Origin of the sequence: Chitinophaga sp. GbtcB8 (assembly GCF_019091455.1) — a bacterium.
Classification (GTDB): Bacteria; Bacteroidota; Bacteroidia; order Chitinophagales; family Chitinophagaceae; genus Chitinophaga.
In genome coordinates this window covers 118,630-145,579 of sequence record NZ_JAGXJN010000008.1, presented here as the reverse complement: position 1 = coordinate 145,579, position 26,950 = coordinate 118,630, and the positions used below count along the sequence as shown (strand labels likewise).

16 protein-coding genes are annotated in these 26,950 nt (G+C 48.2%); 10 read left to right on the top strand and 6 right to left on the bottom strand.

Features of this window, described 5'->3' with window-relative positions; genetic code table 11:
- Positions 1-29: 29 nt before the first annotated feature.
- Positions 30-821 (bottom strand): outer membrane beta-barrel protein, encoded by a 792-nt coding sequence (locus tag KVT36_RS10510; RefSeq protein WP_217603448.1) that lies wholly within the window; start codon positions 819-821, stop codon positions 30-32.
- A gap of 113 nt (positions 822-934) precedes the next feature.
- Positions 935-1,342, bottom strand: a complete 408-nt coding sequence (locus KVT36_RS10505) for a cobalamin B12-binding domain-containing protein (RefSeq protein WP_254639943.1) — start codon at positions 1,340-1,342, stop codon at positions 935-937.
- A gap of 129 nt (positions 1,343-1,471) precedes the next feature.
- On the opposite strand from KVT36_RS10505, the gene KVT36_RS10500 reads away from it, so the two are divergent.
- Entirely contained in the window at positions 1,472-3,145 is a 1,674-nt protein-coding gene (locus KVT36_RS10500) for a glutamine--tRNA ligase/YqeY domain fusion protein (RefSeq protein ID WP_217603446.1), read from the top strand.
- Positions 3,146-3,230: 85 nt separating this feature from the next.
- Here the strand turns inward: KVT36_RS10500 and gltX are convergent, their stop codons facing one another.
- The gene (gene gltX, locus KVT36_RS10495; protein ID WP_217603445.1) at positions 3,231-4,763 is read right to left on the bottom strand and encodes a glutamate--tRNA ligase; all 1,533 of its coding nucleotides are present in this window, start codon (positions 4,761-4,763) and stop codon (positions 3,231-3,233) included.
- A 124-nt stretch (positions 4,764-4,887) separates the two neighbouring features.
- Here gltX and KVT36_RS10490 point away from each other — a divergent pair, with 124 nt between their 5' ends.
- On the top strand, positions 4,888-5,520 hold the full coding sequence (locus KVT36_RS10490) for a polysaccharide deacetylase family protein (RefSeq protein WP_217603444.1): 633 nt from the start codon (positions 4,888-4,890) through the stop codon (positions 5,518-5,520).
- Positions 5,521-5,877: 357 nt separating this feature from the next.
- On the opposite strand, the gene KVT36_RS10485 is transcribed toward KVT36_RS10490, so the two are convergent.
- Entirely contained in the window at positions 5,878-6,753 is an 876-nt protein-coding gene (locus tag KVT36_RS10485) for a hypothetical protein (RefSeq protein ID WP_217603443.1), read from the bottom strand.
- A 119-nt stretch (positions 6,754-6,872) separates the two neighbouring features.
- Here KVT36_RS10485 and KVT36_RS10480 point away from each other — a divergent pair, with 119 nt between their 5' ends.
- The 5 genes from KVT36_RS10480 to KVT36_RS10460 all read left to right on the top strand — a co-directional run bounded on the left by KVT36_RS10480 (position 6,873) and on the right by KVT36_RS10460 (position 13,853).
- Positions 6,873-7,643: a TatD family hydrolase gene (locus KVT36_RS10480; protein WP_217603442.1), complete on the top strand. Its 771-nt coding sequence runs from the start codon at positions 6,873-6,875 to the stop codon at positions 7,641-7,643.
- A gap of 42 nt (positions 7,644-7,685) precedes the next feature.
- A complete protein-coding gene (locus tag KVT36_RS10475) occupies positions 7,686-8,714 on the top strand; it encodes an asparaginase (RefSeq protein ID WP_217603441.1) in 1,029 nt (342 codons plus the stop codon).
- Between the two features lie 201 nt (positions 8,715-8,915).
- The gene (locus tag KVT36_RS10470) at positions 8,916-10,940 is read left to right on the top strand and encodes a gliding motility-associated C-terminal domain-containing protein (protein WP_217603440.1); all 2,025 of its coding nucleotides are present in this window, start codon (positions 8,916-8,918) and stop codon (positions 10,938-10,940) included.
- A 206-nt stretch (positions 10,941-11,146) separates the two neighbouring features.
- A complete protein-coding gene (locus KVT36_RS10465) occupies positions 11,147-12,124 on the top strand; it encodes an AraC family transcriptional regulator (protein ID WP_217603439.1) in 978 nt (325 codons plus the stop codon).
- 715 nt (positions 12,125-12,839) lie between these two features.
- Positions 12,840-13,853: an AraC family transcriptional regulator gene (locus KVT36_RS10460; protein ID WP_217603438.1), complete on the top strand. Its 1,014-nt coding sequence runs from the start codon at positions 12,840-12,842 to the stop codon at positions 13,851-13,853.
- A gap of 1 nt (position 13,854) precedes the next feature.
- Here KVT36_RS10460 and KVT36_RS10455 read toward each other — a convergent pair whose 3' ends face one another.
- Together KVT36_RS10455 and KVT36_RS10450 are read right to left on the bottom strand one after the other, a co-directional pair.
- Positions 13,855-16,461 (bottom strand): glucosidase, encoded by a 2,607-nt coding sequence (locus KVT36_RS10455; RefSeq protein ID WP_217603437.1) that lies wholly within the window; start codon positions 16,459-16,461, stop codon positions 13,855-13,857.
- Between the two features lie 23 nt (positions 16,462-16,484).
- Positions 16,485-17,393: a bestrophin family protein gene (locus tag KVT36_RS10450; protein WP_217603436.1), complete on the bottom strand. Its 909-nt coding sequence runs from the start codon at positions 17,391-17,393 to the stop codon at positions 16,485-16,487.
- A 1,096-nt stretch (positions 17,394-18,489) separates the two neighbouring features.
- Between KVT36_RS10450 and KVT36_RS10445 the strand changes: the two genes are divergently transcribed.
- The 3 genes from KVT36_RS10445 (at position 18,490) to KVT36_RS10435 (ending at position 26,946) form a co-directional block, all read left to right on the top strand.
- Positions 18,490-20,877 carry a glycoside hydrolase family 127 protein gene (locus KVT36_RS10445; protein ID WP_217603435.1) on the top strand — a complete coding sequence of 796 codons (2,388 nt, stop codon included), beginning with the start codon at positions 18,490-18,492 and terminating at the stop codon, positions 20,875-20,877.
- Positions 20,878-21,361: 484 nt separating this feature from the next.
- Positions 21,362-25,474, top strand: coding sequence for a glycosyl hydrolase family 18 protein (locus tag KVT36_RS10440; protein ID WP_217603434.1), 4,113 nt, complete (start codon positions 21,362-21,364; stop codon positions 25,472-25,474).
- Between the two features lie 311 nt (positions 25,475-25,785).
- On the top strand, positions 25,786-26,946 hold the full coding sequence (locus tag KVT36_RS10435; protein ID WP_217603433.1) for a carbohydrate-binding protein: 1,161 nt from the start codon (positions 25,786-25,788) through the stop codon (positions 26,944-26,946).
- Positions 26,947-26,950 lie beyond the last annotated feature (4 nt).

Here is a 26,950-nt window from a genome sequence, read left to right as displayed (position 1 = left end):
ATTCTGATCGGGACTTAGTATGGCGGATACTAAAAGTTAGTTTCTGCGTGGTAGTGGCGCTTATGCTTATGCTTGTACTTATCCTTGTGATAATTTATGCGCCCAAAATCATAACTCAGGGTTACAAAGAACATTTTTGCCTCCAGGTTTTTGTAAGGTTGTGTAGCCACACCGTTCACAGTCTCCTGGAAATCATGGTTAAAGAAATCGTTCAGGTAATACTGTACTTTAAGCCCAAAGCCCGGCTGGAAGCGGAAACCGGCAAACACGGAAGGCATAAGCAGGGGCGTGCGGTCGCTGAACCATTCGTTGAATTTGTGTTTCTTATCACCATTCAAAAACTGTTTCTCTTTATAATTAAAGGCCAGGTCATAGGAGCCGCCGGCAAAAAAGAAGAGGCGGCCGTGGCGCAGGTCGCCGATCTTAAAGCCCAAAGGCACTCCCAGCGTATATACACGGCGTTTCAGCTTTACAGAGTCGTTGGCTTTGGTGATCAGCCCAATGTTCTTGATATTTAAACCGGTGAAGATGCCGAAGTTCTTATTAAAATCGTAGTTGAAGTTGGTGCCTATATTTACAAAAAAGGTAAAGCGGGGAATATTGCGCACATGCACGCCATTATCTTTTACACTGGTAGCAAAGGACAGCAAAGGCCCGTCGCCACCCCAGGATGTGTATACCTTGTTCTTTTTACCACCGGCATATTCGCCAAAGGCCATCTTTTTCCAATCTTTGGTGGAATCTGTTTTTTCCTGTGCAAAAACACTGCACTGCAACAGGCAGGCTGCTGCAAGAAGGATCAGGTAACGTTTCATTTTCATTCGTTGGATTTTTTAAGCGGTTAGTTATACAGGCAGCAGTTATTGTGCCTGCTTCCCTATACTTTTCAAGCTGCTATTTAAAAGACGAATGACCGTGGAAAAGGTTGCAAGCTTTAAAAATTTCTGTGCTCCGCTACCCAGCCGGAAATATAGCTGGCTATTTCCTGTGTATGCGTGCCCGGGGGGAACAGCTTGCCTATGCCTAGCTGCTGCAGGGCCTGCATGTCGGTATCGGGAATAATACCGCCGCCGGTAAGCAGCACATCATCCATACCCTTTTCTTTCATGAGGGATATAATACGTGGAAACACGGTCATATGAGCGCCGGAGAGTATGCTGATGCCAATGGCGTCCACATCTTCCTGCAGGGCGGCGCTCACCACCATTTCCGGGGTTTGGCGCAGGCCGGTGTAAATAACTTCCATACCGGCATCGCGCAGGGCAGCGGCTATTACCTTGGCCCCGCGGTCATGGCCGTCCAGGCCCACTTTAGCTACCAGTACCCGCAACGGGCGTTTCAAAGGGTTGACCATTTGGTGTATAAGATATTGAGGGGTAAATGTAGTGTTTTTTGGATGATGGTCCACGTCCATGGACCATGGGCCAATTTTGCTTACCTTTGCTATCCGTAAAATTACAACCGGTTTAATATGAGTGAAGAAAGATCTCTCAACTTTTTAGAACAGATCATAGAAGAAGATCTCGCAAAAGGCGCTAATGGCGGCCGGGTGCATACCCGTTTCCCGCCGGAACCCAATGGGTACCTGCACATTGGGCACGCCAAATCTATATGTCTCAACTTTGGGCTGGCCCAGAAATACAACGGGCAAACCAACCTGCGTTTTGACGATACCAACCCGGTAACAGAAGATACGGAATACGTGGATTCCATTAAGGCCGACATTAAATGGCTGGGGTTTGAATGGGCCAACGAACTGTATGCATCCGACTATTTTGACCAGATATACAATTTTGCAGTAGCCCTCATTAAAAAAGGGCTGGCTTATGTGGACGATTCTACTGCGGAGGAAATAGCGGCCATGAAAGGCACGCCTACTGAACCGGGAAAAGATAGCCCTTACCGTAGCCGCAGCGTGGAAGAGAACCTGCAGCTGTTTGAAAAAATGAAGAACGGTGAGTTCAAGGACGGCGCCAAAGTGCTGCGGGCCAAAGTAGATATGGCATCGCCCAACATGCACATGCGCGACCCTATTATGGACCGCATTAAACATGCACATCACCACCGTACCGGCGATAAATGGTGCCGTTATCCCATGTACGATTTTGCGCACGGCCAAAGCGATAGCATAGAACATATTACCCACTCCGTATGTACGCTGGAGTTTATACCGCATCGCCCGCTGTACGACTGGTTTATTGAGAAGCTGGAGATCTTCCCTTCCCATCAGTATGAGTTTGCCCGCCTGAACCTGAACTATACGGTGATGAGCAAACGAAAACTGAAGCAGCTGGTAAAAGATGGTTTTGTTCGCGGCTGGGACGATCCCCGCATGCCTACCATCAGCGCCCTGCGCCGCCGTGGTTTTACACCGGCCAGCATCCGCACCTTCTGCGACCGTATAGGTATCCAGAAACGGGATAACCTGATCGAAGTAAGCCTGCTGGAATACTTCATCCGCGAAGAGCTGAACCGTACTGCCAACCGAGTAATGGTAGTAACTGATCCCCTGAAGCTGGTGATCACCAACTACCCGGAAGGACAGGTAGAAGAGCTGCAGGCAGAGAATAACCCGGAAGATGAAAGCGCCGGTACCCGCACCCTTCCTTTCAGCAATACGCTGTACATAGAGCGGGATGATTTTATGGAGGATCCTCCCAAGAAATTCTTCCGCCTGGGACCCGGCAATATGGTACGCCTGAAGTATGCCTACATCATCAAATGTGATAGCTTTGATAAGGATGCGGATGGCAATATTACCACCGTCTACTGCTCTTACCTGCCGGAAAGCCGCAGTGGTGGCGATAGCAGCGGCCTTACCGTAAAAGGCACCATTCACTGGGTAAGCGCAGCGCATGCCGCCAAAGCAGAAGTGCGCCTGTACGACCGCCTGTTTAAAGTAGATGATCCGAACAACGAGGATGGTGATTTTAAATCTTACATTAACCCGGATTCTTTACAGGTTGTGGAGAATGCGCTGATAGAGCCAGCGCTGGCCAGCGCCAAACCCGGCGACCGTTTCCAGTTCCTGCGCAAAGGTTATTTCTGCGTAGATCCGGATACCACGCCTGAAAAGCTGGTGCTGAACCGCACAGTAACCTTGAAGGATACCTGGGCCAAGGAAGCCAAAAAGGTTAAGGAATAGTTTTATAAATGAAACGCTCCGGAGGTAATACCTTCGGAGCGTTTTTTTATTTGAGATGTGCGCCACGCCTTTAAGGGTGCACACTTTAAGCATCCAGTAATGTCAGCGCCTTCATGATCCTTGCAATGGTTTCATGTTTGCCCAATGTTTCAGCAATATTAAATACCGGCGGCCCAAACTTACCACCGCACAGCATAATGCGGAAAGGCAGCTGCAGCTCTCCTACTTTAATATTCATGGAAGTGGCCAGCTGTTTAAAACTTTCCTCTACAGAATGTAAAGAAAAATCAGACAGGGTTTCCAGCACAGAAGCCCAGTCCAGGAAGAACTGGCGTTTATCCGCATTCCACTTGGGTTTTACGGGGCTAAGGTCATAATTCTCCGGCTGCTGGAAAAAGAAGAAACCATGATCCCATATTTCATTGACCAGGTTGCAGCGCTCTTTTACCAATCCTGCAATGATAGCTACATATTCTTCAGAAGCCTGTACACCTTTCTCCTTCAGAACGGGCATAAACAGCTGCGCCAGGCGCTGGTTACCGGCCTTTACAATATACTGATGGTTGAACCAGTTGGCCTTTTCAATATTGAATTTGGCGCCGGCATGGTGTACGCGTTCCATAGAGAACTTTTCTATCAGCTCGTCTATAGTGAACAATTCCTGTTCCGTACCATCATTCCAGCCCAGCATAGCCAGCATATTCACAAATGCTTCCGGCAGGTAACCCATTTCGCGGAAACCTTTGGTAAAATCACCGCTGCGGGGATCCTTCCAGTTCATGGCATATACGGGGAAGCCTAAACGATCGCCATCCCGTTTGCTGAGCTTACCATTCCCATCCGGGCGTAAGATCAGCGGCAGGTGCGCCCATTGCGGCATATGGTTCTGCCAGCCCAGGTAACGCCACAGCATAATATGCACAGGGGCGGAGGGCAGCCATTCTTCTCCACGGAATGCATGGCTGATCTTCATTAAATAATCATCCACCACCACGGCCAGGTGATAGGTAGGCATACCGTCTGCTTTCAGCAGCACTTTATCATCTACGGTGCCGGTATTAAAATGTACGTCGCCGCGGATCATATCTGTAAAAGATATTTCTTCATTGGCGGGCATTTTAATGCGGATCACATGCGGGGTACCGGACGCTAATAAAGCAGCAGTTTCTTCCGGCAGCAGGCGCAGGGAGTTGCGCATATGCGTGCGTACAATGTGATTATATTGCGGGGATGGATTCTCTTCCGTTTTCAGGCGGGTACGCATTTCATCCAGCTCTTCCGGTGTGTCAAACGCGTAATAGGCATAACCGTCTTTCACCAGCTGCTCAGCATACTGGCGGTACTGCGCTTTACGTTCGCTTTGCCGGTAGGGCCCATAAGGGCCGCCCACATGCGGTCCTTCATCAGCATTTAAACCACACCAGCGCAGGCATTCCAGAATATATTCTTCTGCACCTTCCACATAACGGGTCTGGTCTGTATCTTCTATACGCAGCACAAAGTCGCCTTTATGTTTCCTGGCAAACACAGAATTGAATAAAACCGTGCGCACCCCACCCAGGTGCAGGCCACCGGTAGGGCTGGGGGCAAAACGTACTCTTACTTTTTGGTGTTCCATAGGCGCAAGTTAATAATTAGTTGGCAGTCTTTAGTGGGCCCACTAATAACTAACTTGCTTCTGACTATCCACTTGCAACTGCCAACTAATCCTTAACTTGCCACTGGCTGCAAACTACAACTGTATGTTCTACCTGACCAAAACGCCCGGCATCCTGAAAGCCCTGTATAGGAGCTGCACCTGGCACCTTTCACCGGCCAAACAAGCGGTGTACCTTACTTTTGATGATGGCCCGCATCCGCAGGCCACGCCTTTTGTGCTGGAACAGCTAAAGAAGTACAATGCCAAAGGCACCTTTTTTTGCATAGGCAAGAACGTAAAGGAGTATCCGCAAATTTATCAGCAGCTGCTGGAAGAGGGGCACACCGTGGGCAACCATACCCACCAGCACCTCAATGGCTGGAAAACCGGTACAGATACTTATATCCAGAATATTCTGGAAGCCCGGCAGTACATTGATTCACCTTTGTTCCGCCCGCCTTATGGGCGCATTACCCCTTTCCAGATAAAAGCATTGAAAAATAAGATCCCGCAGGCGCAGGTAATTATGTGGGATGTGTTAAGCGGGGATTTTGATACAGCCATTAATGGAGAGGCCTGTGTGCAGAATGTAGTGTTTAAAACCAAGCCGGGCTCTATTGTTGTATTTCATGACAGCACCAAAGCCTGGGACCGGCTTTCGTATGCCCTTCCCCGTGTGCTGGAGTTCTGTAAAAAACAGCAATGGGGCATGGAAGCGATTCCGCTGGGGAAGTAGAAGGAATTACGAATTGTCAATTACCATCCCGCCCAAAGCGGCACACAGCCTGCCCCGCCAAGCGGAGAATGCCATTGAAAGTAATTATGATATGAGTAATTACGAATGATTGGAATTACTTCATATCAATAGTAATTCGTAGTATTCAGAATACAAAAGCGGAAGGTTTGAAGCGGGCATAATTGCCTTTAACTTCAAACCTTCTGCTTTTTATTGAACTATTTTATTGTTAATTACAAATCAATCCCTTCTCAATCTCTGCTGCATTCCAATTACTCATATCATAATTTATTTTCAATGGCATTCGTGAATGCTTCGCATTTCGTAATTCGTAATTACAATTCGTAATTGAATTCATTATCTCGGCAATATTATGCCTTTCACTTTATCGCCAATGTTTACGGTAGCGGAATCATCGCAGATGCCGGCGCCATAATCAATGGTAGCAGTTACCTGGTCAAAAGTAACATCAGCTTTACCTTTACCTATCCAGGCGCATTTCAAAGCTTTGATCAGCGGCTCTTTGGTAGTGTAGGTAACAACAGTGCCACCAGGGTAAGTCAAGCTGGCAGTACCGGTACCGCTGTAAGAATCGTCTTCAGTTACAAACGGTGTGTTGCCGCCTTCTACCTGGGTAATAACTTTTTCGCAGCTATAGCCAAAGGTCAGGGTATCCAGCTTAATAACGCCGTCGGTCACTTTGGTGCTGTATTTAAAGGTAGTGCCGCTGCTTTGGTTGGTGATCACCTTTGTACCTTGCAGCTGTACCAGGTTCACTGAATAACCATCCAGGGTAATATTAATGATGGCACCCGGCTTCATAATGTAATTGCTGATAGTGATGATCACTTTACCGGCACGTACGCGGCCGTCTGTACCTGTACAACCGGTACCAAAGTCCAGGGTCAGGGTTTTAGGCCATTTATCTATAGTAACGTCATCAATGTCAAATTTATAACAAGCTCCCAGCTTAAACTGGCCGGGTGTACTGGTTGCCTTACGGCCACTGGTGTTAAGGCCCTGCTCATCACCAACAGCTAAAGTCACATCAAAAAGATCGTCGTACAGGGTGCTTGCCTGGGCTTCGTAAGAGGCTGCAGCCAGGGCTTTGTTATCGTTTGCGTTGGTATCGGGTGTTGCTTCAGTGCTCTTGCTACACGCAAAGAAGATCGTAGCAGTAGCTAGCAGTATCAACACAGCGGCTAAGATGCGGTTAAAACAAAAATTTTTCATGATAGGATAGTTTTTTTTAGGACTTTAACTTTGTGCCGAGGTTTAATCAGATATTAAAAATATAACAAATTTAATTATTTCCTACTTAATATTAATATATCATTTGTTAATTATACGTTATGCAGTGGATAGATACGCACGCCCATTTATACAGTAAGGAATTTGCCCAGGACCGGGAAGCCATGATAACCCGCTCCCTGGAAGCCGGGGTGTATAAAATGCTGTTACCCAATATAGACGAAGCTTCCATTCCCGGCATGCTGGACCTGGAAGCCCGATACCCGGGGCAATGTTTTGCCATGATGGGACTGCACCCCTGTTATGTAACGGAAAATGTAAAAGCCGAAATGGCCTGGGTGCAGGAGTGGCTGGAAAAACGGCCTTTCATAGCCGTAGGCGAGATAGGGCTGGATTTTTACTGGGATAAAACCTTTACCGCCCAGCAGCACCAGGCCTTCCGGGAGCAGCTGGAAATGGCCAAAGCCTACCGGCTGCCGGTAGTGATCCACAGCCGGGAAAGCACCCGCGAGTGTATTGATGATGTTAAAGCCTTGCAGGATGGCGGCTTAAGCGGGGTATTCCACTGCTTTTCCGGCACACTGGAAGAGGCCAGGGAGGTCATAGACCTGGGCTTTTACCTGGGCATAGGCGGGGTGGTGACCTTCAAGAAATCCGGCCTGGACAAAATAGTAGAACAAATTGACCTGCAGCACATTGTAATGGAAACAGATGCTCCTTACCTAGCGCCGGTGCCCTACCGGGGCAAACGGAACGAAAGCGCCTATATTCCCCTCATAGGGCAAATGGTAGCGGATGTAAAACATCTAAAAATTGAGGAAGTGGCTGCTATAACAAGCAGCAATGCCCATAAATTATTCAAATCCATTTAATATATAAGTGGATACCTTTGCGGCAATTTTAGGTGTTTCGAGATGAGTAAAATCCTGATTATTTACACGGGCGGCACGGTAGGCATGATCTTCGACGAAAAGACGAAAGCATTGCGCCCGATAGGTTTTAATGAGATCCGTAATAATTTACCGGAACTATACCGGATGGGGATCGATTTTTACGTGTACACCTTTAACCCGCCCATTGACTCATCCGACATGCACCCGGAAATATGGGTGGAGCTGGCCAGCATTATAGAAGACCGGTATGACCGCTATGATGGTTTTGTGATCCTGCATGGTTCCGATACCATGGCCTTTACTGCATCGGCCCTCAGCTTTATGCTGGAAAACCTTTCCAAACCCGTAATACTTACCGGCTCCCAGCTGCCTATTGGTAAGATCCGTACGGATGCCAAGGAAAATATTATTACTGCCATGGAAATTGCCGCTACCCGGCAAAACGGGCATGTGATGGTACCGGAGGTATGTATTTACTTCGACTTTTCCCTGTTCCGCGGCAACCGCTCCAAAAAATATAACGCGGAAAAGTTTGAGGCGTTCTATTCCATGAACTATCCGCCCCTGGCCGAAGCAGGCATTGATATTAAATATAAAAGGGAATCCGTATTACCCCACCCGCACCAGCCGCTGAAAGTGCATAAACACCTGGATGATAATGTAACGGTGCTGAAAGTATTTCCCGGCATTACCCGCAAGTGTGTGGAAGCTACGCTTAGTGTGCCCGGGCTTAAAGGTGTGATACTGGAAACCTTTGGTAACGGTAACGCAAACACGCAGCCCTGGTTTATTGAAAGTTTAAAAAAGGTAATTGATAAAGGCGCCATTGTAATAGATATTACACAGTGTGATGGCGGCTCCGTGGAGCTGGGTAAATATGAAACCAGCCAGTACCTCAAAGAGATAGGTGTTATAAGCGGCCATGATATGACGTTTGAGGCAGCCATCACAAAACTGATGTTCGTACTGGGCCAGGAGCTATCCCAGGAAGACACCAAACGCCTGATAGAACAACCCCTGCGCGGCGAGCTAACGCCCATTACCGATTAAATATGCAGATGTGCAAATATGTGAATGTGTAAATGAATTGAGACGAATGTCTTTCATCTGTGCACCTGCATATTTGCATATTTCCACCTCTTTTTTGTAACTAACGTGCGCCCTCAAACGTTAGCAAATAACAGGGATTCTCCCGGAAATTATCCTTATTTTTAAAACCTCGTTGAACGCTTGATCTGACCTGATATACAAATGAAATATTTTCTGCTGCCACTGCTGCTGGTATTGTTCGTTACGGAGCCCTTATATGCGCAAACAGTGTTGTGCACAACCAATGGGCAAACTCCGGAAACAGCTTTCCCGGTGTGCGGTACCAAAACCTTTACACAGGCATCCGTACCTATCTGCGGCGGCAGAACTGTTCCTGGTATTAACTGTCCGGATGCATACACTGATAAAAATCCTTTCTGGTATAAATTTACCTGTTTCACCACCGGCACCCTGGGTTTTACCATTACCCCGCATACCCTGGAAGAAGATTATGACTGGCAGCTGTTTGATGTTACCAACCGCTCTTTAAGAGAGGTGTTCACCAACAAACAGCTGTTCGTAGCTTCCGGCTGGTCCGGCGAGTATGGCATTACCGGCGCATCCAGCGCAGGCGCTGCACATGAGGTGTGTGGCGGTTTTGGCCAGCCCTTATGGAGCTCCATGCCTGTTATACAAAGAGGACATGAGTACCTGCTGCTCATCAGCCATTTTTCCGATTCACAAAGCGGGTACGATCTTGCTTTTAACGGCGGCACCGCCAGCATTACAGATCCCGAGATCACGAAAATAGATCATGCAGGTTATCATTGCGGTGTACCGGGTATTGGGGTAAAGCTGAATAAAAAAGTACGATGCAACAGCCTGGCCGCTAATGGCAGCGACTTTTTACTAACCGGCGCAGGGGTAACCATTACCGGGGCTACAGGTGTAAATTGTGATGTGAATGGGTTTGATATGGACTCCATTATATTAACCCTCAGCGGGCCCTTACCGCCCGGCAATTACAGCATAAGCTTAAAGAACGGTACAGATGGTAACTCGCTGCTGGATTACTGTTCCAATCCAGCCCCCACCGGTCCAGGCATACCGGTTACTCCTTTTATGGTAGATGTGCAAATGCCCTCTTACCTGGATCATATTGAACCGGTAAGCTGCAAACCGCAGCAGGTAAAGCTGGTATTATCCGATCCTGTGCGCTGCAGCTCCATTGCAGCCAATGGCAGTGATTTTACCATCAGCGGCAGCAATGCCGTTAACATACAAAGCGCCGCAGGTGTTTGCAACAACGGGCTTACAGATACTGTTATCCTGCAGCTTGCCAGCCCTATTTACCGGGGCGGCGCTTACCAGGTAACCTTAAAAACAGGCAGTGACGGTAATACCTTATTAAGTGAATGCTGGAAGCCTACACCTGCAGGCACCTCGCTTCCCTTTAATACCAGCGATACCGTGAATGCGGATTTCACCTACACCATGCGCCTGCATTGTGAATATGATACAGTAGCATTAACACACAATGGCGCCAACAGTGTAAATAAATGGATCTGGAACTCTGATGGCAATACCTTCAGCAATGCGCAAAACCCCATTAAATCTTATGATGTTTTTGGCCCGCATACCATTCAGCTAACCGTATCCAATGATGTATGCAGCGACAGCAGCTCACAGGATATTTTATTGGACAATGAGCTGCATGCAGATTTCACCGCATCTGCCGACATACTATGCCCGCAGGATGCTACAACCTTTACCAACAAAAGCACCGGCAAAAATATTATTGGCTACCGCTGGGAGTTTGGGAATGGCATTGTTACCACAACAACGAATCCTTTGCCGCAAAGTTATCCGCAGTTAAAAGAAGACCGTGATTATAATGTGCTGCTTATTGCACAAAGCAGCATGAACTGTTTTGATACAGCTTATCACCTCATTAAAGCCGTGGCCAGCTGTTATATTGATGTACCTACAGGTTTTACCCCGAATGGCGATGGTACAAATGATTATCTGTACCCGCTGAACGGTTATAAAGCAATTAATCTCAAATTCTCCATTTTCAACCGCCTTGGCCAGCTTATTTTTGAAACCAACGACTGGCGTCATAAGTGGGATGGTACTGTATCCGGAAGGCCGCAACCTATAGGCACCTATGCCTGGATGCTTAGTTACACCAACAAAGACACCGGCGAAAAAGTATTCAAGAAGGGCGTAACCGTTTTACTACGGTAACGCATACACTACTTTGTCCATTATAGCTATTTAATAGTACTGCGGCCTAATTCAACAGTTTTTAGTTAATATTGCTTTAACAATGCGTCCATTAACCGAACGTATCGGAAGTTTAATTCCATGTATGAGCGGACCCATTAACGTTAGTATAAACCTGCTTAGTGAGTTATTCTAGTCAACCTAATCTATAACAACCACATCACGTAATGAACGTTTTGATTGCGCCTGATCAAATTAAAGATCCGGGTCAAGAGATAGTTATCCCAGATCATCTTCACCCCTACCTGGTGCCCTGGGGCACCAGGCAATACCGGCAATATAAGTTTGGCACTATTCTGACCCAAACCTTTTTGCACAAACATTACCGCATTTATATTTACCGGTTTATGATAACCCAGCCGGTGAACCTGTTCTTTGCTGTAAACGAGCCTACCATTGCATTACGTCATATGCTGGAAGGCAGTGTGTATGCAGAGGTGCAGGGTTTTGGACGTGTAGCACTGGAGCCGCAGCGTTATAACTTAATATACCTGCCTACCAGCATTAATGAGGCGTGGTTTGAAGCCGGGCCTGCAGAATCTTTACACATGGAGCTGGAATATACCTGGCTGGAAGAAATGGCAGAAAGCAATGAGGAGATAGCAGAGCTCATGAACCGTGTAATGACGGTTAGTAATGAAGGCAAGCTGATGTTACCTGCGCTCATAGATTATAACGTGTATGAAACCTTACATGCTATGCGCCATAGCCAGGAAACCGGCGGCATCCTGCTGATGGAATTTAAAACCGGCATTCTTAAAATACTGACCCAGTATGGCAAAGTGCTGAAGGAACAGGATCACCTGGATGGCTTACCCGATATACCCAATAAGGAGCTGCTGGTGAAAATATGGGAAATGGTAAAAGCCAATCCGCATATTCACCATACACTGGCCAGGCTGGCGCTTATGAATCACATGCATGAAAAAACATTAAGCCGCCATTTCCAGCGCCTGTTTAAAATAAGCCTGCCGGCTTTTGTGCATAAGCAATGCATGGCGCGGGCCTATTACCTGATCACTACAACAGAGCAGAACCTGTCGGATATTGCTTATGATCTGGGCTATACAGAGATCAGCAATTTTAACCGTGCATTTAAAAAACACCATGGCATTCCCCCGCAGGCACTACGCAATATGCGATAAAATTATCCAGTGAGATTGTCCGGAAATGATGCGAAGAAAGTACTACCCGGATAAGCGATAATTCTCCATTTCTAAGGAATTTTATAAACGAAGTACGGTATCACATATGCACTGTTTTTCATATCAATGCCGGTAACGCACGCAGAGAGAACCATTAGCTTTCGTTATATATATATAGGCGACTCACGCCTGGTTCCGTTGTTCCCACCGGTGGCAGGCACCCATCACGCTGAAGGGATGGGTACTGCTCCGGTAAAAGTTTTGAGATAAAATACGTTTAACAAACTTTCTATCACACTCAACTAGGTTCACTACCTATATGGTGTCTTTATGGTTATTTGAACATATAGCATGTTCTACCTTTCCAGGTGGAACGCTTTTCCCTTGTAACAACACCATTTTCCATCGCCATGCTTTTCCCTCCCTCCTGTCCGCGTCCAACCCGGATACGGCAGGTTGTATAATTTTTTTGTCAGGAATAAGATCTTTAAAATCTCCTTTTCGGTATGCTACGTATATTAACAGAATAATAGCGTCTGATTGATTGTTTGTTCCCATGTGAAACAGCTAAATAGCTTCTGATAACCTTAGCGCCAACTCCTCAGAACAGCCGGTGCAAAGGCTATCACTCCTATTTCCTGACGTAGCTTAAACCTGCAGGCAGAAATGGTTCCGTGTTACAACATCCAATTAATTTGTTTAAACACCTTTTTCCATGGAAAAACATGCATTCAACAAACCCGCTGAAAAATGGCTGCTCATTGAGCGGGAAGACACACACAATTACACCGCTGCAGAAAATATTCCCGATGAATACCTGCAGCTGATCATGCCTTATGCCGGCGCTTATTTCTACCGCGATGATGATTGTGATATGTTAACCCAACACATTAAAGTAGGCGAGTTCTCCATATTCGGTCATGATATCTTTGCCCGTCAGTACTTTATCCTGCGGCCCTACACCAGCCAGCATATCCTGGCATTGCACTACATGCACGATGATACCATCCATGCCATGATCGACCACATGGGACCTTTCCGGCTAAGTGAAAAGGAGGTGAACCTCTTTAGCCTGCATGCGGATTTCCATACCGCTGCACTGGATGTTGGCCAGCGGATCACCAGCTTTCACATTAATGTAAAACCGGCTATGCTGCCTGCGCTGGTAGCCAAATTCCCGGCCCTGCAACCACTTACCTTAGAGTCCACGGAACACTTAAACGGACCGGTGAACAAGCAGCCGTACCAGATCAATTTCGTAGGCTCTTTATTACTGAGCAAGTTATTATCCTGCCGGTATGTGGGCATGCAGGCGGAATGTTACCTGTACCGCTGCTGTGTGGATCTTTACCAGAATTTTGCCATACAGTATGCGCAATCCTTACAGGAGCCCGCGCACCTGCCGGATTCGCAGATAGCGCTCATGCACCGCGTGCTGGAGTATATTAAAACGCATATACCCGAAAGGTTCACCAGCAAAGAGCTGGCCGTGCGGTTCAATATCCCGGAGGTTTTGCTGCGTACAGCCTTTGAACAGGTGTTTGCCACGCCGGCAGATGATTTTATTCTGCAGCAAAGAATGATGACGGCCTATGACCTGCTGCTGCAAACCCGGTCCAGCCTGAATAGCATAGCCTACCGCACCGGTTACCGTAACCGGCTGGCACTTACCGTGGAGTTTGAAAAGTATTATGGATATGATCCTATTGCCATCCGTAATGCGCAATAGTTTAAGATAACAGCTTTACCACCAGGCCGGTCCACCCGGTCTGGTGTTCAGCGCCTGCACCACGCCCATTATCCCCATGAAAATATTCGTAAAAGAGCAGGTAATCCCGGAAGTGAGGATCAAACTGCATTTTGTCATTAGCTCCCATAGCCGGGCGCCGGCCATGCTCATCACGCAGGAACAGCCGCACCAGGCGCTTGCTTAGCTCCACTGCTATTTCCTTCAGGCATAAATAATTGCCGCTGTGGGTAGGGTACTCCACCCGGAAATCATCCCCGTAATAATGGTGAAAATGTTTCAGGCTTTCAATGATCAGGAAATTCACCGGCATCCATACCGGCCCACGCCAGTTACTGTTACCGCCAAACATGCCGGTAGTGCTTTCTCCCGGGGCATAGGCTACGGTAAACTGGTTGCCATCCAGCCAGAACTCGTAGGGGTGCTGTTCGTGATGCTTACTGAGGGAGCGTATGCCATAATCGCTCAGGAACTCCGTTTCATCCAGCATACGGCGCAAGATGCGTTTCATACGGTGCCCCCGCAGCAGGCTTAGTAAATGTTTTTCCCCGCTGCCCTTCTCATACCAGCGGCTTACCAGGCCAGCCAGGTCCGGCCGGAAGCTCAGGAACCACTTTAGGCGCTCTGTAAATTCCGGCTGCGTGGCAAAGATCTCTTCATCCAGCACGGCCACGGCAAACAGGGGTATAAGGCCCACCATGCTGCGTACCTTCATTTTCTGAACCCCGTCGTTGGTAAAACGCAGCTGGTCGTAATAAAATCCATCTTCCTCATCCCACAGGCCTTCCCCGCTGGCTTCCTCCCCAATACTGCTAATAGCGCCTGCTATGTACAGGAAGTGCTCAAAGAACTTGGTAGCCATATCTGCATACACCTTATTATGTTTGGCCAGCTCCAGCGATATGCGCAGCATATTCAAACAATACATGGCCATCCAGCTGGTGCCATCTGCCTGCTCAATATAACCGCCGGGGGGGCGGGGGGCGGTACGGTCAAACCCCCCAAATTTTTCCCGGCCTAAAAAACCGCCTTCAAAAATTATGTTGTCATTGGCCTCCTTTCGGTTTTTCCCCCAGGTAAAATTGAGCAGCAGCTTATGGAAAATTGATTCCAGGAATGAGATATCCTCTTTACCATCGTTATATTCCCGGTCCAGCTGAAACACACGGTAGGCGGCCCAGGCATGCACCGGCGGGTTCACATCTCCAAAAGCCCACTCATAAGCAGGCAGCTCCCCGCTGGGATGCATATACCATTCGCGGGTAAGCAGGCTGAGTTGATCTTTGGCAAACCCGCTATCTATCATAGCCAGGGGTATGCAAGGGAAAGCCAGGTCCCGGGCGGCAAACAAGGGGTATTCCCATTCATCCGGCAGGGAAATAATATCTTCATTATTCAGGTGCTGCCACTCTTTATTACGGCCATTCAGCCGCTCCGCAGGCGGCGTGGGTTGTGAGGGATCGCCTTTGAGCCATTGGGCTACATAGTAATAGTAGAACTGTTTATTCCACAACATACCGGCAAAGGCCTGGCGCTGCACCATCTTCTCATCATCTGAGCTGAGCTTTTTTTGCAGCGTGCTGTAAAATTCATCGGCTTCCTGCAGGCGGGTGCTGAACAGGGCATCAAAATCCGCAAAAGGGTGTGACTCCGTTCCTTTCATTAACCGCAAACGGATGCTGACAGCGCCGCCGCCTTCAATGGTCACCTCGTAATTGGCGGCTGCTTTAGTGCCCTGCCGGGTATTATTTACCGCAGCCGCATGGCCGTGCACCAGGTAATCATTGATCCCATCTTTATAAAAACGTTTCCCATCCTGGTAGTTATACAGACGCGGAAAATTGGTTTCATTATCGGTGAATAATATTTCCCCTGCATCTTCGCAATACAGCTGGTAATAGCCCAGGTCTTTATGGGCAATGTCTATTACATCTGCCCCGTTGCCGGACAGCAGTGGCTGGCTTTTATCCGGCGCCCAGTCCCAGGTATTGCGGAACCACAGTGTGGGTAAGATATGCAGGTGCGCAGCATTTTTTGCGCGGTTATGTACGGTGATCTTTATAAGCAGGTCTTCCGGCGCTGCTTTGGCATATTCCACAAATACATCAAAGTATTCATCGTTATCAAAAATGCCGGTATCAATTATTTCATACTCCGGGTCCTGTTTGCCACGGCGGCGGTTCTCTTCCAGCAGCTGTGTATAGGGAAATGCCTGCTGCGGGTACTTATACAGCATTTTCATGTAAGCGTGCGTGGGCGTATTATCCAGGTAGTAATACAGCTCCTTTACATCCTCCGCATGGTTACCTTCATGTCCGTTTAATCCAAAATATCTTTCTTTAATGATGGGGTCTTTTTTGTTCCACAGCGCGATGGCAAAACAGAGCAGCTGCTGGTCATCGCAAATGCCGGCAATACCTTCTTCTCCCCAGCGGTAGGCTTTACTGCGCGCCATATCGTGCGTGGTGTAATTCCAGGCATTACCATCGGCGCTGTAATCTTCCCGTACGGTTCCCCACTGCCGGTCTGTTACATACGGGCCCCATTTTTTCCATTCTTTGTGCTGCAGCCTTGCTTGTTCCTTATTCATTTCATCTGTTGTTTATGGATCCGTTACAAAAGTATTTGCTGGTCTGTTGGTTGTATGGGAGATGGTATATTATCATGGCCCAGCATTTCCAGTAAATTAATTTCAATGGTGCGGCTTATGCTATCCAGCGGAACAGCCATCATTGTAGCGCCAAAAGGGTTCATGATGCTGATGCCGTTCTGGTGTGTTACATGAAATACAAACCCGAATGCCCAACCAAATAATATAGACCATGCGCCTATGCTTTCACTCATCATCAATGTATTCAGCACCACATAGAACCAGATAAATACACGCGTAAAAAATAAATAGCTGGGCGGGAATACGGTATTTTTTATTCTTTCTGATTTTCCCATGCTATCGCAATGCCTGATCAGCAAAGCGTTCAGCTCGCGGAAACGGAAACCGTCTATTACGCCCTGGCGGGTGAGCAGCTGCAGGTCTTCTGCCTGCAGGCTTAAAATGGCATTAGGAATGTTGCTTTGCATTTTTACGCGCTCCGCCTCTGTTTCGCTGAGGTAACCGGCGTAGTATATGTCCTCGGGTGTTTTTCTCAGGGATGATTTCAGCGCGTACAGGAAAGCCAGCTGCCGGTATATCATGCGGCGGGTAATGTGCGGGGCTTCTTCATTTTCCTCTGTAGCGCAGTTATACAGCAGACAACGGCCCCAGGACCGGGAATCGTTCACCAGCTCCCCCCAGACCTTGCGGGCCTCCCACCAGCGGTCATAGGCCTGGTTGTTGTTAAACCCGATGAAAAAGGCAATAGCTGTACCCAGCACAGTTGAAATGCTGATTGGTATGGAGATCTGCATTTCCAGCCAGTAATTATCTGTAAGGTATGCAATGGTGCAGCATGCCAGGATCATTAAGTCCACCCGCCAGGTAAGCCTGAAAACCTGGGTTAGCGAAAGCCGGTCGTTCAACAGCATAAATTCCGATTATACCTAAAAGTTACTCTATAAGGGGGAGATGAGCAAATTAGTGGAGAAGCACTTACTAACTCCCCGTTCTGCAAAATCACCTGCAAAGCTTCCCGCGCCCTCAATTGCGGGTTGTTCGTTGCTTGTGTGGTTACTGTGTGACCTGGTGTGCTTTGCAGGTCCGGTTCCGGCCTGTACCCGCCCGGGTATGCGGCTATCAGGCGGCATCAAGCGGACGGGCGTTGGAGGTGTTTGGGCAGCGCCAGACGTGTCACGCCGGCTAAGGGCCGGCATTCGGACCTGCGGGGTGGGGGCTTGCCTGGTTAGTGTGTAATCGGGCGTGCTTTGCAGGTCCGGTTCCGGCCTGTACCCGCCTGTGCGTGCGGCTATTGGGCGGCATCAAGCGGACGAGCGTTGGAGGTACATGGGCAGCGCCGGCCGTGTCACGCCGGCTAAGGGCCGGCATCCGGACCTGCGGCCGCACTGCGGGGTTGGGGACTTTCCAGTTTTGCCGGTTGAAAATGCTATACTTAATACAATTTTAACACCTTAATACCTTTATACTTTATGCCTTAACCCCTTTATACCTTTACACCTTAATATTTAATACAACGCCTGCAATGGCATGCTTAACTGTGTTGAAGCTGTAAGAGCGCTTTCCATTTTGTTTGTTAAGGTTCTTATCCCTAAACAGGGGCTGCAATGGCCTGCCGCAGCAATGGAGCTGGACCTTGTCTGTTTTCTGGTGCGGAGTTTTAACCTACCTTTCCTTTACCTTCTCTTTGCGTTTCTTTTATTCCCCCCTCATCATCCTTTTAACATCACCTACATGCCCTCCTTACACGGCCTTCTTACATGCCCCCGCAATGCTTTTATAGGCATTCCAATGCTGTTGTTCCCGGCTTTTGATCATCAAACCCAGCAAATAATTACCTCAGTAGCAATAATTTCCGTGAACAATATCCTGTTCGCAGTGCCCCATTCGTAATCCGTAATTGACAATTCGTAATTCCCGTTGATCTCCGGTTAAAATATTGCCACTTAACAAACTTATATACTCCTATATTTACAATAATTCCATTATACTCAGGTTTAAACTGCTGACATGAAAAAAATTGTATATCTGACAGTTATAATGCTCGCATTCCACGTAGCAAGGCTGTTTGCGCAAGACTATCCCATACAGCCGGTACCTTTTACCGCGGTAAAAGTAACGGACCATTTCTGGGCGCCGCGCATCCTTAGTAATTACAAAGTAACCATTCCCATTGCGCTGGAACAGTGTTACAAAACCGGGCGGGTAGACAATTTCCTGATAGCCGGTAAGCTCAAAAAAGGAAAGTTCAATACAGAATATCCCTTTGATGATACAGACATTTATAAGATCATTGAAGGGGCCAGCTACTCGCTGCAAACCTACCCGGATCCAAAACTGGAAGCACAGCTGGATACGCTGATCTATTACATTGGCAAAGCACAGGAGCCGGATGGTTATTTATACACCAACCGCACTATTGCCAAAGACAGTGGAAAGCTGCATCCCTGGGCAGGAGAAAAACGCTGGGAAAAAGATCCGGACCTGAGCCACGAGCTATACAACTGCGGCCACCTGTATGAAGCTGCTACCGCGCATTACCTGGCCACCGGTAAAAAAACCCTGCTGAATATTGCTATTAAAAATGCCAACCTGGTATATCATGATTTTGTGGAAGGCGGTTTAAAATATTATCCCGGCCACCAGATCGTAGAAATGGGCCTGGTAAAAATGTACCGTGTAACCCATGATAAACGCTACCTGCAGCTGGCCAAATATTTCCTGGACATCCGCAAGAATGGTACGGAATACAACCAGGCGCAGGCGCCCGTTACAGAGCAAACCCGTGCTGTTGGTCATGCTGTGCGCGCCACCTATATGTATAGCGGTATGGCAGATGTGGCTGCGCTTACCGGCGATAAAGGTTATGTGCAGGCAATAGATGCCATCTGGCATGATGTGGTAGATCATAAGATCTACATTACCGGCGGCATTGGTGCAGAAGCCGGCCATGAAGGTTTTGGACCGGATTATGCGCTGCCCAACATGAGCGCGTATAATGAAACCTGCGCTTCCATTGGCAACATTTACTGGAACTACCGCCTGTTCCTGCTGCATGGGGAAGCTAAGTATTACGATGTGCTGGAACAGATCCTCTACAACGGTATGATATCCGGGGTAGCTATTAACGGCGACCGTTTCTTTTATCCTAACCCGCTGGAATCAATGGGCCAGCATGAAAGAAGCGAGTGGTTTGGCTGCGCCTGCTGTCCCAGCAATGTATGCCGCTTTATTCCATCTGTACCAGGTTATGTATATGCTACGGGTAAAGACCGTATTTATGTGAACCTGTTCATACAAAGCAAAGCTGCTATCCCCTTAAAGAAAAAAACAGTGGAGGTAGATCAGCAAACCAATTATCCCTGGGATGGTGATATTACTTTCACGGTGAACCCTGCAGGCAATCAAACCTTTGATATGGCTATCCGTTTGCCCGCCTGGTTAAATAATGCGCCTATGCCCGGCGGTTTATATACTTATGCAACACCGGAAACAAAAAAATATACCATCACCGTAAATGGCGCGCCTGCTCAGGATTCCATTGAAAACGGCTATGCTGTTATTCACCGCAGCTGGAAAAAAGGCGATGTTATTAAAGTGAATTTCCCGATGGATGTGCGTTATGTAAAAGCATCCGCACCCGTGAAAGCAGATGATGATAAAACCGCTTTGCAACGCGGCCCGCTGGTATATTGTTTTGAATGGCCGGATAATAACAAGGCCTCTGTACGCCATTTGCTGGTGAATGAGCAAAACGATGTCAGTACTGCCTTTGAGCCCAACCTGCTGAATGGTGTGGAAGTAATACATACTACCGCGCTTACACAAACCATTACTGAGGATAATAAGGTGGTGCAGGAACCAGCCAGGGTTACTGCCATTCCCTATTATGCCTGGGCTAACCGCGGTGCAGGTGATATGACGGTATGGGTAGCAGATAAAGCCACTGCTGTTGTACCGCTGAAACCAGCTACCATAGCATCTAAAAGCACTGTGAGCGGTTCGCACAAAACAAAAGCTTTAAGAACATTGAATGATCAGCTGGAACCTTCCAGCTCACATGATGGCAGTGTACCCTACTACCATTGGTGGCCTTTAAAAGATACCCTGCAATGGGTGCAGTATGATTTTGCAGTACCGGCAAAAATTTCCGGCGCACAGGTATACTGGTATGATGACAGCCCCTGGGGAGGCTGCCGCTTACCCGCTTCCTGGAAGCTACTGTATAAAGATCCTAGCGGAGAATGGTTACCTGTTAAGAACAGCAATGCCTACACGACAGAAAAAGATACTTTCAACAGCGTAAAATTTGATCCGGTAGAAACCAGCGCGCTCCGGATGGAAGTGCAGCTGCCCAAAGAACATGCAGCCGGCATTGTTGAATGGAAAGTAGAATAAAAATGTGGAGAAGCGCCACACTTATATAGCTGTGCCACACCATAACGGTGTGGCACACTTGTATATACGCGCTATCATCATCCCCTGAAACCCTGCGCGGACTTAATGTACAACTAACACTATGTTCCGTTATTCACGCATATGTATATGCGTATTTTGCTGCACCTAATCCCTGTTTACCTGCGTTTTTTATCACTCCCTCACCTAATATCTTTGCTTCCATATACTGTAGTCAACAGATTTATTGTAAAAAAACCGGAGCGTAGTAGTACTTCTTGATTGTACAAACGACACCTATGCATGAGCTGATCTAATACCCTTTGGCCAAATCGATTTAGCACGTACTATATCTTGAGTTATTGAACCTATGGCATTATTCATTAAAACCTATAATCAGTTGACAAAACCGGCACCTGTGGATCTCTGCAAGGCATGACCCTGCAGACACTTTCACGTGTCATTAAACAAACCAAATTATCCGAACATGAGAACCTTGAGAGTTACTACTCCTCCCGGCGGCTGGCTACGCCGGTTCAAGCAAGCATGCTGTTTATCCCTATTGCTATGGCAGGGCAGCGCACAGGCACAGGTTAGCCCAACCGTGCCGGCTACCACCAAACAGCACAGCAAACAGGTGATAGGTTACATCACCCAATGGGATGCCTGGAAAGACGTAGCAGGTATTGTACCGAAAGGCGGTTACAATCACCTGAACGTAGATTACTCCCAGTACACCATCCTGAACTTTTCCTTTTTTGGTGTAGCAAAAGACGGTTCACTGCACAGTGGTGACTTCCGTAACAAGAACATTTACCAGGTAGGCGCCGTACAGGAACCTGCAGCGCTGGTGAATGAAGACATTTACAGCAGCTGGGATATGTTCCTGCTGTTTGGCGAGCTGGATGCCCCGCTGTATTATATCTCCGACGGCAGCTACGCCTACACGCTGGGCTACCGCAATGAAGGCAGCGGCTGGAAAAATGTGAACACCGGTGCTACCGGCGCATTTCCGCTGTCTGTTCCCAAACAGGGCGGCGCACCGGGCGTAATAGACCTGGCCCACCAAAAGGGTGTAAAGGTAATGGCCTCTATCGGTGGCTGGAGCATGTGCAAACACTATCCTGAAATGGCCGCTGATGCTACCAAACGCGCAAAGTTTGTGGCAGACTGTCAGAAGCTGATAGCTATGGGTTTTGATGGTATTGACTTTGACTGGGAATACCCTAATGATCCGGGTATGAACATTGAGCATTACGGTCAGGTAGATTATAACAACTTTGCGGTTCTGATTGAGCAGGTACGTGCTGCCATCGGCGCTAATAAGCTGATCACTGCTGCGTTTTCTGCTTCCCCTGCTAAGCTGCAGGGTTTCCCCTGGTCACGGTTAAATAATTCCATGAATTATTATAACATGATGACCTATGACTTCAACGGTGGCTGGTCAAACAAAGCAGGCCATAATGCACCGTTGTATGATTATCCCGGTGCAGAGTACAACAACTTCTCTGTAGATGCTTGTGTAAAGGCCTTACGCACACTGGGCGTTAACATGAGCAAAGTGAACCTGGGTGCGCCTTTTTATGGCCGTGGTGTAATCACCAACGGCGCTGCTACGCTGAACGGTGCTACCACCAAACGTGCAGAAACTGTGCAGCCGGATGGTCCTATCCAGACCTGCGCAGATTATACCAACTGGGCAAAAGACCTGTGGGATGGTACTCCCAGCTACAGCTACATACTGCAGAACACCGGCTCCGGTTCCGGCTGGACAGAGTACTGGGATGATGTAGCCAAAGTACCTTACAAAACAAAAGGCAATTATTTCCTGAGCTATGATAACGAACGCTCTATTGGCGAAAAGGCAAAATACATTAATGACAATGGCCTGGGTGGCGTAATTGTATGGCAGGTATTCGGTGATATGACCGACATGACCAGCAGCACCACTCCTAAAGGGAAGCTGATCTATTGCCCCAACACCAAATCCAAGCTGGTAAATAAGCTGAACGAAGTATTTGCAGGCGGCACCAGCACCAATCCCAATGTGCCTCCTACTGTAAGCATTTCTTCACCGGCTAATAACGCATCTTTCACTGCACCTGCCAGCATAACTATTACGGCTACTGCAGCTGACAGCGATGGTTCTGTTGCCAAAGTTGAGTTCTACAACGGCGCTACCAAGCTGGGTGAAAAAACTACAGCTCCCTACACTTACACATGGAGCAGCGTAGGCGTTGGTACTTATGTTATTACGGCCAAAGCTACTGACGACAAAGGCGCTGTAACTACCTCAACTGCTGCTACCGTAGCAGTAACCTCCGGCGGCACTAATAACCCCGGCACCGGTAAGGTGGTGGTTGGTTACTGGCATAACTGGGGCGGTTCTACTGCACCGCAGTATATCCGTTTACGTGATGTAAACTCTAAGTACAACGTAATAGAGATTGCGTTTGCACTGGCCGGTTCTGACCAGGCTACCCTGAGCTTTACACCGGAAAACACCACCGTTGCTGATTTCAAATCCGATATTGCGCTATTGCAATCACAAGGCAGGAAAGTGCTGATCTCTATCGGCGGTCAGGATGGTATTGTTGTTTTAGGTTCTGCCACTCAAAAAGCTGCTTTTGTAAGTTCACTGAAATCTATACTCGACACTTATAACTTTGATGGTTTTGACATTGACCTGGAAGGTGGTAATACCCTGATCCTGGATAATGGCGATAAAGACTTCACACATCCTACTACACCCAAGATCCAGAACCTGGTTTCTGCTATCAAGGAAGTAGTGAACTATCGTAAAGGCCAGGGCAAAGAATGCTGGCTGACGATGGCGCCTGAAACCTATTATGTACAAACAGCCTATGGCGCTGCGTATTCTCCGCTGGTAGGCGCTTACCTGCCGGTGATCTACGGTGTGAAAGATGAGCTGACCTTCATTCACCCGCAGCTGTATAACACCGGCTCTGTAACCGGTTTGGATAATAAAGTGTACAGCTCTTCCACATCCGATTTCATTGTAGCTATGACGGAAATGCTGCTGGCTGGTTTCCCGGTAAGCGGCACCAACCTCACTTTCCCCGCCCTGCGCGAAGACCAGGTAGCATTTGGCTTACCGGCCAATACCTCTGCAGCAGGCAGCGGTTACACTACACCTGCCAATGTTAAGAAAGCTCTGGACTATCTGACCAAAGGCCAGTCTTACGGTGGCGCTTATACGTTAAGAAAAGCAGGCGGTTATCCCGGTCTGCGTGGTATCATGACATGGTCCATTAACTGGGATAAATCTACTGCTGATGAATTTGCGAACAATTATTATGAGTATTTCTTTGGTACTACAAACCCGGGAAATAATCCTCCTGCTGTAAGCATCACTTCCCCGGCAAACAATGCCACCTTTACGCCGCCCGCTACTGTAAGCATACAGGCCAGCGCAAGCGATAATGACGGCACTGTATCCAAAGTAGAGTTCTTCAATGGCGGTACCAAGCTGGGTGAAAGCACTGCAGCGCCTTACAGCTATAGCTGGGCGAATGTAGCTGCCGGCACTTATACGCTTACTGCCAAAGCTACAGATAACAAAGGCGCAGTAACCACGTCTGCCGCAGTTACCATTGTGGTAGGCACCGGTAATAACAACGGTTGTAACGGTATTGCCGCATGGAGCGCAACCTCTGTTTACACAGCTGATATGCAGGTAGTTTACAACAGCAAAGTGTACAAAGCCAAATGGTGGACACAGAATGAGCAACCTGACATCAACAACGGCGATTCCAAAGTATGGCAGTATGTAAGTGATTGTAACGGTAGCGGCAATAACGGCGCTCCCAGCATCAGCATCACTTCACCTGCTAACAACGCATCTTTTGCAGCACCTGCCAGCATCTCCATACAGGCTACTGCCACCGACAGCGATGGCAGCGTAGCAAAAGTGGAATTCTTCAATGGCAGCAGCAAATTAGGCGAGAGCACTTCTTCTCCTTACAGCTATACCTGGTCTAACGTAGCAGCAGGTACTTACTCCATCACCGCTAAAGCTACTGACAACTCAGGCGCATCCGCTTCTGCTGCTGTAACAGTAGTAGTAACCAGCGGTGGTAACACCGGCAACTGCGCAGGCGTAGCTACATACCAGCCGTACCCGAAAATTTACAGTAAAGGCGACCGCGTAGTGTACAACGGCATTCTTTACGAAAGCCAGTCAGATGCACTGTACAATGTAACACCCGGTACTGCAGACTGGTGGTGGAAACCACTGGGAGCCTGCGGCGCCGCCCTGGCACGTACCAGCGTTAGCACCAGCACACCTGCTGTAACACAAGAGGTGAGCAATGCTAACCTGTTAGTATATCCAAACCCCGTAACCGGCAGCGAGCTGCAGGTGAGGGTGGATGCACAGCCTGGCGACAGGTTACAGATATCCCTGGTGGATATGAAAGGCAACGCGCCTGTATTAACAACACAACAAACTGCTGCCGGCAAAGGCACCCAGTTCATTAAACTGCAAACAGGCCAGCTACCTGCCGGTACCTGGATCCTGAAAGTAGAAAACAGGAGCACCCATCGCGTAGCCACTGCTAAAGTAATAAGGCTACAGTAATAGTTAAAAATGAAAAATGAAAATGGTCCCGGTTCATCCGGGACCATTCCCTTTTCTAACTAACATCCTATTCAACCGCCCTCCCCACTCACCCTTAAACCTTAACCATATGCAAAGACCATTTCCTTTTCAATTAGCCGCTGCCCCGTTAGGTTTGCCGGCTTACTACCCGGCCCATACTAACGGGGCAACAATCCTTACTGCAGCAAACATCTGCAATCCTGAAAACCATTAACACATTCACATTTGAGCTGTGAAACCACGTGTCCGTAAGGTTTCATCTGATCAGAAACACTAAAAACCTTTACACAATGAAACCAGTAAAATTTCTATTGCTGCTGATGGCCTTTACCGGCATACAGCAGGTGGCATTCTCACAAAACTGGCAGCTCGTATGGGCCGACGAGTTTAACGGCAGCATTGGCCCGGACTGGGTATTTGAAACCGGCGGTGGCGGCTGGGGTAATAATGAGCTGGAATATTACCGCCGTGAAAATGCTACCATCGAAAACAACCAGCTGGTAATTACTGCCAAACGCGAAAGCTTCGGCGGTTATAACTACACCTCTACCAGGATGAAAACCCAGGGCAGAAAATCCTGGACATATGGTAAGATAGAAGCCCGCATTGCTATACCGGCCTTCTCCGGTGCATGGCCTGCCTTCTGGATGCTGGGCGATAACATCAGCACCGTGAACTGGCCTGCCTGTGGTGAAATTGACATTTTGGAGCATGTGAATACTGAGCCCAATGCCGTTGGCACTATTCACTGGCAGGGGCCTGATGGCGGTCATGCCTCCTATGGTTCCAGCACCGCGGTGAATGTTACCGGTTACCACACCTACACTATTGAATGGAACCCTTCTTCCATCAAATGGTTTGTAGATGGTGTACAGTACAATGAAGCCAATATTGCCAACAACATTAACAGCACTGAAGAATTTCACCGGAACTTTTTCATCCTGCTGAATTTTGCCATTGGCGGTAACTGGCCCGGCTTCAACATTGATAACAATGCTTTCCCTGCAAAAATGTATGTAGACTGGGTACACGTATACCAGGGCGGCGGCACCAATCCTCCCCCCACATGGAGCCAGACCGTACAGGCAGAAAGCTACAGCAGCATGCTGGGCGTGCAAACAGAAACCACAACTGATGCCGGCGGCGGCCAGAACGTAGGTTATATTGAAACCGGCGACTGGATGGCGTACAACAGCATCACCATACCTACATCCGGCAGCTACAAGATCGAATACCGTGTAGCCAGCCAGAATGGCGGCGGCCGTTTATCACAGGACCTGAACGCCGGTTCCATTGTACTGGGTGCAGTAGATGTGCCTAACACCGGTGGCTGGCAGAACTGGACCACCATTTCCCAAACTGTGAACATTAATGCCGGTACTTACAACTTTGGCATTTATGCAGCAGCCGGTGGCTGGAATATTAACTGGTTCCGCATTACCAAACTCTAAACCC